At 61.9% G+C, this 11,890-nt stretch carries 10 protein-coding genes; 4 read left to right on the top strand and 6 right to left on the bottom strand.

All coding sequences use genetic code 11. The features are described from left to right. The 3 genes from AC1DZU_RS10240 to AC1DZU_RS10230 all read left to right on the top strand — a co-directional run. A partial coding sequence (locus AC1DZU_RS10240; protein ID WP_477284186.1) for a hypothetical protein occupies positions 1 to 241 on the top strand: 241 nt, incomplete at its 5' end. Further along, a complete protein-coding gene (locus tag AC1DZU_RS10235) occupies positions 184 to 1,293 on the top strand; it encodes an OmpA family protein (protein WP_477284184.1) in 1,110 nt (369 codons plus the stop codon). The genes AC1DZU_RS10240 and AC1DZU_RS10235, both read left to right, overlap by 58 nt. Before the next feature lie 19 nt (positions 1,294 to 1,312). Beyond that, positions 1,313 to 2,557, top strand: a complete 1,245-nt coding sequence (locus tag AC1DZU_RS10230; RefSeq protein ID WP_477284182.1) for a caspase family protein — start codon at positions 1,313 to 1,315, stop codon at positions 2,555 to 2,557. A 35-nt stretch (positions 2,558 to 2,592) separates the two neighbouring features. Here the strand turns inward: AC1DZU_RS10230 and AC1DZU_RS10225 are convergent, their stop codons facing one another. Next, entirely contained in the window at positions 2,593 to 3,171 is a 579-nt protein-coding gene (locus AC1DZU_RS10225; RefSeq protein WP_477284180.1) for a DUF6931 family protein, read from the bottom strand. 191 nt (positions 3,172 to 3,362) lie between these two features. On the opposite strand from AC1DZU_RS10225, the gene AC1DZU_RS10220 reads away from it, so the two are divergent. Beyond that, positions 3,363 to 3,899, top strand: a complete 537-nt coding sequence (locus AC1DZU_RS10220; protein ID WP_477284231.1) for an OmpA family protein — start codon at positions 3,363 to 3,365, stop codon at positions 3,897 to 3,899. Positions 3,900 to 3,938: 39 nt separating this feature from the next. Here the strand turns inward: AC1DZU_RS10220 and AC1DZU_RS10215 are convergent, their stop codons facing one another. From AC1DZU_RS10215 to AC1DZU_RS10195, 5 genes are all read right to left on the bottom strand, one after another. Then, entirely contained in the window at positions 3,939 to 5,585 is a 1,647-nt protein-coding gene (locus tag AC1DZU_RS10215) for a caspase family protein (protein ID WP_477284178.1), read from the bottom strand. Positions 5,586 to 5,789: 204 nt separating this feature from the next. Continuing rightward, complete coding sequence (locus tag AC1DZU_RS10210) at positions 5,790 to 8,120, bottom strand: M23 family metallopeptidase (RefSeq protein ID WP_477284176.1); 2,331 nt, start codon at positions 8,118 to 8,120, stop codon at positions 5,790 to 5,792. Beyond that, positions 8,117 to 8,527 (bottom strand): DUF1036 domain-containing protein, encoded by a 411-nt coding sequence (locus tag AC1DZU_RS10205; protein WP_477284174.1) that lies wholly within the window; start codon positions 8,525 to 8,527, stop codon positions 8,117 to 8,119. The genes AC1DZU_RS10210 and AC1DZU_RS10205 overlap by 4 nt, the downstream gene beginning before the upstream one ends. Positions 8,528 to 8,638: 111 nt before the next feature. Beyond that, entirely contained in the window at positions 8,639 to 11,110 is a 2,472-nt protein-coding gene (locus AC1DZU_RS10200) for a serine/threonine-protein kinase (RefSeq protein WP_477284172.1), read from the bottom strand. Positions 11,111 to 11,115: 5 nt separating this feature from the next. Further along, positions 11,116 to 11,889, bottom strand: coding sequence for a PP2C family protein-serine/threonine phosphatase (locus tag AC1DZU_RS10195; RefSeq protein WP_477284170.1), 774 nt, complete (start codon positions 11,887 to 11,889; stop codon positions 11,116 to 11,118). Position 11,890 lies beyond the last annotated feature (1 nt).

Genomic DNA, 11,890 nt, shown 5'->3' with positions numbered 1-11,890 from the left:
GTCTGAATCCATTCAGACGACGCGCTTTCGTGTGGCGGATCCGAAATTCGTGTCACCTGGAAATGGCGCGCCGCGCAATCAGCAGATGCTCGCCAAGCGAGAGCAAGTGTTCTATGCTCTCCATCGACACCGCATGGTCGTGATGTCGATACGGAAGTCTGTTGTCATAGGCAGGGGGGTTCCATGTTCGAAGTCGTCGGATTCTGGTGGAAATCACGGTCAAGAAGTTGGCTCGCCGTAGATACGCTTGGCTTGATCGTTGCGCTTTCCGTGTTGCTTTTGCCCGGACTGGGAAGCGCGAACGCACAGCCGAACTGGACGCTCGATCCGACCGCTTCGGTACTCACCTATCAGTCGGTCAAGAAGAACACGATCGTCGAAACCAACAAGATCAGGAATATTTCCGGCAGCCTCAGTTCGGCGGGCGATGCCAAAGTCTCCTTCGACCTCAATTCGGTCGATACAGGGGTCGACCTTCGCAATGTCCGCATGCGGTTCCTTTTCTTCGAGACATTCAAATTTCCGACCGCTGAATTGACCGCGAAGGTGGATCCCGCGGCGTTTGCCGACCTCGCGACCAAGCGGCGCGTGAAGGCCGTTCTTCCATTCCGTCTCAATCTTCACGGGGTCGACAAGGATCTCTCGGCCAACATCGTGGTGACCATGATTAGCGACAACATGGTGTCGGTCGCGTCGGAGGCTCCTGTTGCCGTGCATGTGGAAGATTTCGGGCTGCTGCCGAACGTCGACAAACTCCAGCAGGCGGCCAATGTGACCAATATTGTTCCGACGGCTTCGGTGTCGTTCGATTTCGTGTTCACCGCTGACGGCAGCAAACCTGCCACTGTGCAAACCGTCGTGGCGAGTGCTGCCGACGTCGGCCCTGTCGCCACCGATGCGGCGAAGACCAACTTCAGCGACGAGGAGTGCCTCAACAGGTTCGCGGTGCTGTCGCGCACCGGAGCTATCTACTTTCGAACGGCGAGCGCGCGACTCGACAGCCAAAGCCGCCCGCTGCTTGCGGAGGTCGTCGGTGTCGTTGGCAAGTGCCCGGGCCTCAAGGTCGAGGTGTCCGGACACACCGATTCCGATGGGTCGCCTGTCGAGAACAAGCTCTTGTCGGAGCGCAGGGCTCAAGCCGTTGCCGACGCCATCGTCGCTGCGGGCATACCTCGCACGCAGATCACGGCGACCGGCTACGGCGAGGATCATCCGGTTGCCGCCAACGACACGCCGAAGAACAAGGCGCTCAATCGGCGGATCGAGTTTTCCGCCACCAAGCTCGTCAATTGAGGAAGGATCTGTTGTCCCGGTGAGTTTCGATCTGATTGCCCGTTGCGTTGGCCTTATGCGCGGCATCGGGCTTGTCGCGCTGGCACTACTTTTGACTTTGTCGGCTGCCAGTGCCGAACGCCGTGTTGCGCTGGTCCTTGGCAATTCCCAGTATCAGCATGCACCAGCGCTGACCAATCCGGTACGCGACGCGCAGGCCATGGCCGAACGCCTGAAGAGCCTGGACTTTGAAGTCGTTTCCGGCTTCGATCTGACAAAATTGCAGACCCAGACGACGATTGCACAGTTTGCAAAGCAGGTTCGCGGCGCCGACATCGCCCTTTTCTTCTATGCCGGCCACGGGTTGCAGGTTTCAGGCAGCAATTATCTTCTTCCGGTCGATGCAGCGCTTGAGGACGAGACCTCCCTCGACTTCGAGGCGGTGCCCGTGGATTTCGTTCTGCGGCAGATGTCGCGCGAGACCAGCATAAGGTTGATTTTCCTCGATGCCTGTCGTGACAACCCGCTTGCCGAGGTGCTGGCAAAGACCGCCGGCGTCAAGGGAGCAAAAAGCGGCCTTGCCGAAATCCCGATCGAGAATGGTGGCGCCGGCACGCTTGTCGCGTTCGCCACCAGTCCCAGCCAGGTGGCCTATGACGGGTCGGGCGAACATTCGCCGTTCGCTTCGGCGCTGCTCGCGCATATGGGCGAAGCCAATGTTTCCATCACCGAAGCGATGAACCGTGTTACAGCCGATGTCTTCAAGGCAACGGCCGGCAAGCAGCGTCCCTGGATCAACGTCTCGCTGACCACCGAGGTCGTCCTGCACAAGATCGATCTCAACGCGCCGCTGATCGTCGGCGAGGCGACCGCTCCGCAACCTGAAGGCGGCTCGGAGGTGCGCAACGCCACGGCAAATCCGTCGGGCTCCGGTGACGACGCCCAGCTGGCACTCAATGTGCTGCGTCAGAAAATCCCGAAGCTTGCCTCGGACGATCCTATCTTTTTCAACCACCCTATCGATTTCGGTGATCCCGAAATCGACGGCAAGAGCATTGCCGAGCTCATCAAGAGCAAACCGCGCTTCAGTCCGGTGGAGGGATTGGACAAATCGGTATGGGAGGGCAAGCACTGCGACGGCTGCCACCAATGGAACGAGGAGCGGCTGTGCGAACAGGCGAAAAATTTCGCCGCTAACGACGTGTCTGTCTTGCGCCTGCAGCATCCGCTTGGAACGCGCTTCAAGGTGGCGCTGGCCAAATGGGCTCAAGGCGGCTGCAAGTAAGGCAGGACGGGTGACGGACGCTCTGACGCTCTAAATTAATATGCATCCGCTGATTGGCGCAGCGCCTCGATCTCGGCCATCTGGATGCCCATTTCGACAAATGCCGAAAGAACGGAAAACCGGTCCGCGAGCGCGACGCGTGCCAGTCCGGCCAGAATCCCGGCATTGACCGCATGGGCGGCGGGAAATGGCTGCAGGGCCGATGCCATCGTCGCGGCCCTGGCCGAACCATTGTCACGCCATCCCGCGGCCAGGGCAATCCAGCCGACCGGCGTTGTTGGCAGTATCGCCGCGGCTGTGCTGACGGCTGCCCGATGGCGGGGACTGTCCGGTTCACCTACCCAGTCCCGAACAAGCGCGAGCATTTCGTGATCGCTCTCATCGAATAGGTCGGTCAGGTGGCTCAGGCATTCATGGGCCCACCAGACCGCGGCTCGCTCGGGAAGCAGGTAGGCACAGAATGTAATCGCTTCCTCGGGAACGCGTCCGGCGAGGAGGCCGCGGCAAAACTCGATCGAGTGCTGTTCGGTTGGAGGGGTTCTCATGTCCCGGGCAATAGCGGGACAAGCAATGAAAAGATCCCGTGCCGTTTTGAATCGGAGCCCGTTGGCCATGACCGCCACGCTTTCATCGAGGAGCTTTGGCCACTCAAGCCCCAGGCGCGGCGCGGGTCAAGTCTCAACCCGTGACGCGGCAACAACTCTCGGCATTGTCGTGCCCCCAGCGTTTGTCGACAGACAATTGCCTGGGAATTTGGTATGATCGGAGCCGCTCGAAATCTGGTGCTCAAACAGGAGGAGCCGCTATGCAGTGGAGCAGTTCAGCCTTTGTGTTGGCGGTCGTGTTTTGCTCGACCCACGCTTTCGCCGACCCCGTTCAGAAATCAGAAGACATTGTGAAGTTTTTTGCCGGTGCGGCCGATCTCGGCAAGTCGCGAGGAATTTGTGTCGGCTCCGAGGAGGAGTGCAAAAGCAAGAGCAAGGCAGGTGACGCGCCGGGGGAAAAAACCGGCCTCGACATGATGATCAATTTCGGCCTGGATTCGGCCGAACTCAACCCGACCGCGCGCGCTGAACTCGGCGAGTTCGCCAAGGCCCTGAAGGACAACCGGTTGAGCAAGTTCAACTTCGTTGTCGAAGGCTACACCGACGCCACTGGCACGGTGCAGTACAATGAGGGCCTGTCACAACGACGAGCCCAATCGGTGGCAGCCTTCCTGACGGCCAACGGCATCGAGACAGCACGGCTCAACGCGATCGGCATGGGCGAACAGAATCCGCGCAGCCCCAATCCGTACGATCCGGTGAACCGCCGCGTGGAAATGCGGATAAAGACGCAATAGCCGCCCAAAACCATATGGCGGTCCTTCGAATGTCGGCTCTCAGTTCTTGAGCACGCCGCCCACGACCACACCGGTGCCGAAAATCAGCGCCTTGGTGAGGAAGTTGTTGTTGTCCTGGCGCAGCGGAAGATAATCCCCCCGCGCTACGGTCTCACGGTTGCGCCGCTTCTGAACAACCTTCTGTTGCTTGCGGGGCTTTTGCGCCACCGGCCTCGGCGTGCTGACCTTCTGCACCACCTGCTTTTTCAGCTGCGCCGCGCGGGCTTGATCGGCGGCGTATCTGGCGCGCACGCCTTCCATCATCGGATCTGTCTGGATCACGAGGAACGCAAGTTGCTCGCGCGTCAGATAGCTGGTCTGTGGGAGACCGTTCTTCGCTTGCCAGAGGCCGATCGCCTGACGGGTCTGTGGGCCCATGTTTCCGTCGATGCGCCCAAGTTCATTGCCCAACGCTTCGATGCGCAGTTGCAGGTCGATGCGCCCCTGTCGATCGAGGCCGATCGCACTTTCCGTCAACTCCGTGCCCGGTGTTTGCTCCATCGCATCCGGAACGCCGACCGAGGTGCGCACGGTCGAACCGGAACTGGCGTTCGCCTGGTCCGTATCGCGTGCCGCGACCTGCCGGTTTTGGGCCGGTGGGTCGTTCAATTCGTCGATGCTCAACCGGGCCACGGTGGCGAAGCGACCGTTCGGAAACTGGTCGAGATAGGCCTCGTAGAACGGGATGGAACTGCGCTTGGAAGCCTCGTCCCAAAGGCGTTGCTCGACTTCCCAGGAAGGAGGATCACTGGCAGCAGGGACAGGAGCGGATGTCGCCGCGGCGCTCGATGCGCCGGCCACGGGATTTGCAGCAGGCGCCGCTGGCGCGACGGGTTTTCCCAGGAAAACCTCGCGTCCGAGCGATGCGTTGTGCCAGGGCCTCTGGCGACCTTGCGTGGTTTCGGTCACTTCGCCGCGCACGCGCGTCAGCGCGCCCTGGATTTCGACGCCGGGTTCGGTCAGATGCCTGGCGAGCGCCGTCGAGTAAGGACTGTCGACCCCGTTGCCGTCGAAAGCGATGGCGCCGGGATCCGTTGCGTAGGCAATCAGGAGGCCGCCGGTTCCGATGCCGTCCGATTTTGCTTCGACCGGCGCCAGACCGATACCCAATGAGGTGGAGCGGCTCTTCGGCATCGAGGCGGCCAGCGTTCTTGCCAGCGGATTGTCGCGGCAGGCATCGAGGATGATGACGCCGACCCCCGGGTCGGGCGGCAACGCAGCCATGAAGTCGTCGATCTGAATGGTACGGGTCTTGAGATAGGCCGGCGACGTCAAGTCGGCGTCGACCGGTATCAGGTAGTTCTTGCCGTCGACCTGCATGCCGTGACCAGCATAGAAAATGACCGCGAGGTCCGCGTCATAGGATTGTTCGGTAAACCGGCTGATCAGGCTGTGCATGCCTTGATTGTCCTGGTCGACCCCTTCGATCACCTCGAACCCGGCATTGCGCAGCGTCGATGCGATGAGATGGGCATCGTTGGCGGGGTTGGGCAAGGTAACCGCATGGACATAATTGCTGTTGCCGATCACCAGAGCGACGCGCTTGGCGTTGGGCGCGGCAGCCTCCGCGCCGGCGGCAGCCTGGGCGCCGAATGCGGCAAGGAAAAGCAGGATAATCCCGCTCAGATTGACGGCGAACGCTTTCATGGATCAGCCCTCCGCCCACCGGGGCGCGCTGTTGATGTCTGCACATGCCAAGTTTCGTCAGCGACAGAGTCGCCTGTGCCAAAAATGGCTCCTGGGCGTATGTGATCCTGACCGCAGTCCTGGTTCACAAACGGCCCGAAAAAATTTGTCTACGGTATCACTTGGCAGCGGGAATACCTGAGCGGCGCGTGCCGCGCGACGGCTTCAAAGCGTATTCTGTGCCGAGCTTATGAGGGCGGTGATGGCCTGCTTGTATTTTTCGAACTCCGGCGATGTCTGGCGGATCTCGGTGGTCGTTGTCTGTGGGCCGGCGTCTGTGGCCACACGGCTCAGCCTTTGGCCCATTTTCCTTTCGGCCCAGTCCACCACATAACTGGCTGTCTTGCCGGTGAGGAACGGGTTGGCCTGGATGACGGCCGAGCCGAGCACCGCGCTCAGCTGCGCCGAACCTGTCGCCGACAGCACCTGATGTGCGCCTTCCATGCCCAGGAAATGACAGAGATACAGCCGGCCGGCCGTGATCTGGTGGCCGCGCGCCCGAAGATAGGCCTCGCCTTCGCGCGCCAGATTGCGCACCATCTCACGCGAGATCGTGGCGTCGTAGCGCAGAGCGAGCAGGTCGGCGGTCGACAGCGTGCGCGCCAGTTCCGGGCGGTAGGTGTTCATCATCCTGATCCAGGTCTTGGTTATGAACTGGCCGGCGCCGGTCGCTGAAGAGTTTGGATTCTTGGCGCGAGCGCTGCCACCACTTTCGACATGCACGATACGGTCGGTGAGCGTTTCGACAGCGGAATCGTCCGAAGCGATCGCGGTAACCGTGCCCAGAGGGTCGATGGCCTCGCCGTTCTGATAAAGTTCGAAATGCAGGTGAGGCCCGGTCGAGAGGCCGGTGGTACCGATGTAGCCAATGATGTCGCCGGCTTTCACCTTGGTGCCGACACCGGCCGCTATGGCAAATTTCTGCATATGCGCATAGCGCGTCTCGCGCCCGTTTCCATGCGAGATCTTCACCAGATTGCCATAGCTGCCGCCATCGCCCTGGAAGGTGATCTCGCCATCGAAGGCCGCTTCGATCGGCGTGCCGACGGGCGCCGCCCAGTCGACGCCCTTGTGGATGCGAACGGTCCCGAGGATTGGATGCTTGCGTGGCCCGAAGGTGGAGGTCATGACCCCGTTGACCGGCGTGACCATGCCGTTGGTGACTGTCAGCGAACGAACCAGATCGTCACCCGTGACGCACGCAAACTGGCCGTCGCTCTGCTGGAAGACGAAACAGTCCAGGCTCTTTTCGGTGCCCTGGACGCCCACATACAGCACTCGCCCGGCACCTTCCTCCTTGCCGCGCGGCGTCTGCGAATAGATCAGCACAAGACGCTGGTCCTCGCTTGCAAAGGCGTCCAGGTCCTGTCCTCTCGAGAGATACATGATCGCTTCGCCGATCACCCCGGTCGGAACACTGTTGCGGGCTGCTGTCGAGTAGATCGCGTCAAGCAGACGGTACTGCCTTTTGTGCGTGCCTTCCGCCTGTGCGCCCGAATAGTTGAACAGATCCTCGCGGACCCAGGGATCGACGCCCGACACGAACGCGCCCGCGGCATTGCGCGTCAGCGTGCCGACAAACACGTTCTTGGCATAGATCGAAACCTGCATGAGGGACATCGTGGTCGTCTCGCGCGTCGGCCTGAAACCGCGCATGGCAACGACATAACCCGGTTCCAGACCGTCCCGGTTGAAAAGCGCCTTCAAGGCCTCGCCTGCCAGCTTGGCATCGTCGGCGGAGAAATGTGCATCGAGCGCAACGCTGTCCAGGCTGCGGTCGTTGAGGATCTTCACGAACGTGTCCTCGGTCGCCTCGAACCGCTGATACTCATTGGTGACGACTGCGACGCTGGTGTTGTTTTCGATCTGGGTCTTCTGGAATGCGGGAAGGGCGGCGTCGCCCGCATCGATCGTTTCACCCCAGCCGGCTTCGGGATCGTCGGCATCCGCCTTCTGGTCCGAAGCTGGCGCGGGTTCCCCCGCCGCGGGCGATGGCTCAAGATCGTTCTGCAGATCGCCGGTTGGCGCGGCAGTGGTCTTTCGCTGCGCCTGGAAGAAGGCGAAATCCTCCTGCGTCGACGGTATCGTCGTCATGAATTTTTCGCTGGCGCTAAGCATGACGTCGGACAGGATTTCGATCTGGGGCGAAACGTCGGCTTGATCGAGTTCCGCCGGGCGCGGGATCACGCGGCCCTTCGTTGCGGCGCCGGCATCGGGCGCGAGCGTGATCCACATCGGGTCCCCGGCCAGGTCGATAATGGCGGGCACGTAGACTGACGCATCGGCCGGCACATCGTCCACGCCTTCGACCGCGTGCAACTCCTCGTCTTCGTCGCCGAACGACCAATAGTCCGTGGTGAGGTAGAAACCGCCGGCGATCGAAAGCAGGACAACCACTGCGAGGCCGGCCAGGAGCCTGCGCCAAAGCGTGCGCCTGCGAAGGGCAGCGCGCGCCTGCTTTTTCTGCCTGAAGCTCGTGTCGATATTGTGCGTCACGGATTGCTTCCAGTCAGGAAGAAGGTCCACCGCGGCTGTTCAAGCGTATCGACTTCGAGAAATTGCGCCGCTATGTGGCCGCTCTGCCAGCATTCGTCGATGCCGCGTATCGAGAAACGCCGGCGCTCGATGCACATTTCGGTCGATCCGGTGAGGATCGCATGGCCGAACACGTCCGTTGCATAGATGTAGATGTAGCGGTTCGTCAGCTCCTCGCGGATGACGTTCACGCATTGATTTGCGCCGATGGTCCACCAGCCGTCGGTCTGGTCCGCATTGTCGACCTTCTGGCCGACGGCGAGATTGACGACGTCAAGCGTCTGGTTGCAGACCGTGAATTCGGCGCGCGCCTCGCCGGATGACAGCACGGCCAGCAGTGCGGCGCCTGACAAGACCGCAAGCCTCATGCGGCCCGTCAGGGCGAGCAGGGCGGGTCGAATCGGACCACGCTGCTTTATCGGCAGGTCGGCAGACGATTGCGGCGAACACGAGCGGCGGCGTTCCATCGGGCGCCCATGCTATCCGCCGAGCCTGAAATACTTGGCGGTGGCTGAGAACTGAGATCCGTCGGTCTCGATTTCTTCGAGAATCTTGGGGAGTAGCACCGAGGCTGGTGTGGGCGTGGAGAACGCAGCCGCCCGAATATCCTTGGGGCCGGTGATCACCATTATGATCTGCGGCACCGCCTTTCCGGCGGCCTGGTCGGCGGCGCCGAGACCGATCGGGATTCTGAAGGTGACCTTGTCCGGTTTTACGACGACGCGCTCGTCGAGATTGAACACCATGCCTTTGTGATCGATCAGCAGCACGCTGGAAATGAGCCCGCCACGCGTCACTAGGGTGCCGCTGATCGGCGTACCGTTCGGCACCGATGTCCGATCGAGAACAAGCTGCGGCTTGTCTGCCGCCGTCTGCCCCAGAAAGCGCAGAAAGTTGGTGACTTCGCATTGGCTTGGTTCAATGAGGCGGACGCTGATATCCGGCTCGACATGGAATCTTGCCTGGAAATCGCCAAGCATCCGCTCGAATGGCTGAACCTCCGTTCCAAATCCTTCGATCGCGGCGGCCTTGTCCGTTGCCGACGTCATGGTGGCATAGAAACAGTCGCCGCCGCCGAAGTCGCGAACCCAAGAGACTCGTTGCGCGATCTCGTCGACGGTCGGGGGAACCTCCGGCTTGGGCACGTCGAACACGACGACAGGCTGGTCCGGCTGTTTGGCTACCGGTGACGCAGGCTTTTGGCTCTCGGCGTTCACGACATCCGGCTGGCTTGCAGTGGGCTTGGGCGCCGGCACGGTCGCCTCTGGCGCCGGCACGGTCGCCTTGGGCGCTGCCGGCTGGCTGATCTGCGGCTCGGGCTTTTGGCTCTCGACGACCTCTGGCTGGGCCGGCGGCGGCGTCGAGACCTTCTCGGTTGTTGGCGGGGCCGGAGCGGTCGAGACAGGCGGCGGAGCCGACGTTTGACTGTCGCTGGCCATCGTATCGGGCTGGACTGCCGGCGAGGCCTTTTCGGGTGGCGGCTGCGCCGCCGTTGCGGATGGCTTCGGGGGTTCTTCGGTCTGCGAGGGGGCTTCGGCGGGCTTGGCCGGCTGCGGCTTTTGGGCTGCCGCGACATCTTGCTGGTTTTCAGCCGGTGGTGCGCTGGCCTCCGGCTGCACGGGCGGAACTGGCTTTGCCGGCTCAGGAGCGGTCGCGGCATTGTCCGTGGGTGCCGGCTTTGACGTTTCTGGTGCGGGCTTTGATGGCTCTGGTGCGGAAAGCGATGGCTTGCCGGCCGTCGGCATCGCTGGCGTCATGAAGCCGCTGAGATACAGGCCCGCGCCGGACGCAACAGCCAGCGTCGCCAAGGCAGCGAGCGCAATGGTTCGGGTCTTTGTGGATTTTCCAGGGACATCAGCCGTGACCGGGCGTGGTGAGCCGGCGAGCGCCGGAGACCGCGGTTGGGACAAATGCGCCGGCCGCACATGCGGGACGAAGGGCTGCCCACCTGAACCCGTCGCCGATGCGGCGTCGTGCCTCTCGACGTTGGATGGCCGGCCCTGGGTCTTGGTGGCGGGCGAAAGGGTTTCCCCGGTTCGCGGCAAAGCCGGCCGATCGCGGGGTGTGACCGAAGTCGGCGGCGTTGTCTCCTCATTATCGTCACGAGTCATCCTGGCGATTTCCGCCATGCTGATCGGCCGGTCTTGCGGATCCGGTTGCAGCATGGCTTCGACAATGTCGCGAAAATCATCGTCGATGTCCGAGAGATCAGGCACCGTCCGACGCTTTTCGATGACCTCGAACTGCGACCCGCTCATGTCGATCGGCTTGCCGCGCAAGGCGGCCACCAGCACCAGTCCCAGGCTGTAGATGTCGGACTGCTCGCTGACGTCGCCGCTGTAGAGCCCGAGCTGTTCGGGTGAAACGTAGTTGTACTTTCCCGCGAATTTTCCGCCGATCAAGGTCTCGCCACCCACGGTCGCCGATCGTGCGATACCGAAATCGATGATCTTTGCGCGGTCGACCCGGCCCCCCGGCAGGATGATGTTGTCAGGAGACAGGTCGCGGTGTATCGCGCCCGCCTGATGCACCGCGCTCAGACCGGACGCGAGGCGATGGCAGAGCTTGCGCACCTCTGCCGTCGGCATCGCGCCACGTCGCATGATGTCGAACAGCGACTCGCCGTCGACGAATTCCATGGCAAGGTAGGGACGGCCGATCCCGGGATCGATCGTGAAGACGTGATACCGCACGACCGCATCATGCGACAGGCGATTGAGGATCAATGCCTCCTTGCGGAACAGGGAAAGGATCGTCTGGTCACGGGCGAACTCGGGCAGGACGATCTTGATCGCGACGTGGTCGCCGGTCTGGATGTTATGGCCACGGTAGACCTCCCCCATGCCACCGAATGCGATCCGCTCGTCAAGCTCGTATATGCCGCTGAGTTGCGTGCCTACGGCCGTGTTGGCCATGCCCCCCGATATTCGCGTTTTGTCGTCGGCGCTCATCGGCCTCAACCCCCAGCTTTGTAGAGATCTGGAGGGGGCGATTGCCCATCGCGCCCGTCGCCGATCTTCACAAGCACGATCGTCACATTGTCTGTGCCGCCACGCGCCAGCACCGTTTCCAGCAGTTTTTCGCAGGCCGCTTGAGGTGTCGCGGACACGGTCGCCGCCTCGATCTCGGCGTCGGTGACATGCGCCGTCAGCCCATCGGTGTTCAGCACAAAAATGTCCCCCGGCATGATTTCGCCTTGCTGGAAATCGATGACGATCTCGTCCCTGACGCCGACTGCATGCGTAATGACATTGCGGCGCGGCCAGGTGCGGGCTTCGCTTTCGCTGATCATACCTCTGTCGACGAGCTCCTGAACTTCGGTGTGGTCCTTCGAGATCTGCGAGATCGAGGCGTTGCGGATCAGATAGACGCGGCTGTCACCCGCCCACAGGCAGGCAAACCGCCCATCCATCGCCAGCAGGGCGGCAACGGTCGAGCCGATGGTTATGCCGCGAGATTCGGATATGCCGCGGATCTCGGCATTGGCCCTGCTCAGCCTGTCCTCGAAGCGCGCCCGAAGATCAGGTGCGGAGCTGGCAATGCCGATCGTCGCCAGATGATCGACGATACTGGCCGAAGCGACCTCTCCCGCGTCATGTCCACCCATTCCGTCGGCTACCACCCAGAGACCAGTTTGTGGCTCGACCAGATAGTTGTCTTCATTGAGCTCACGGACACAGCCTTTGTGGCTTACCCCGAAGCTCTCAAAGGGAAGGGCGACAGTGTTCACT

Source organism: Mesorhizobium sp. P2_A12, from assembly GCF_056405075.1.
The sequence above is the reverse complement of the archived record's forward strand: the minus strand, read 5'-3'. Positions and strand labels throughout refer to the sequence as shown.

Bases quoted from the DNA above. Each gene is read 5' to 3' on its own strand.
- AC1DZU_RS10215 (WP_477284178.1), bottom strand. From the start codon at position 5,585: ATGAAAGCGTTCGCCGTCAATCTGAGCGGGATTATCCTGCTTTTCCTT.
- AC1DZU_RS10205 (WP_477284174.1), bottom strand. From the start codon at position 8,527: ATGAGGCTTGCGGTCTTGTCAGGCGCCGCACTGCTGGCCGTGCTGTCA.
- AC1DZU_RS10220 (WP_477284231.1), top strand. From the start codon at position 3,363: ATGCAGTGGAGCAGTTCAGCCTTTGTGTTGGCGGTCGTGTTTTGCTCG.
- AC1DZU_RS10200 (WP_477284172.1), bottom strand. From the start codon at position 11,110: ATGAGCGCCGACGACAAAACGCGAATATCGGGGGGCATGGCCAACACG.
- AC1DZU_RS10235 (WP_477284184.1), top strand. From the start codon at position 184: ATGTTCGAAGTCGTCGGATTCTGGTGGAAATCACGGTCAAGAAGTTGG.
- AC1DZU_RS10225 (WP_477284180.1), bottom strand. From the start codon at position 3,171: ATGGCCAACGGGCTCCGATTCAAAACGGCACGGGATCTTTTCATTGCT.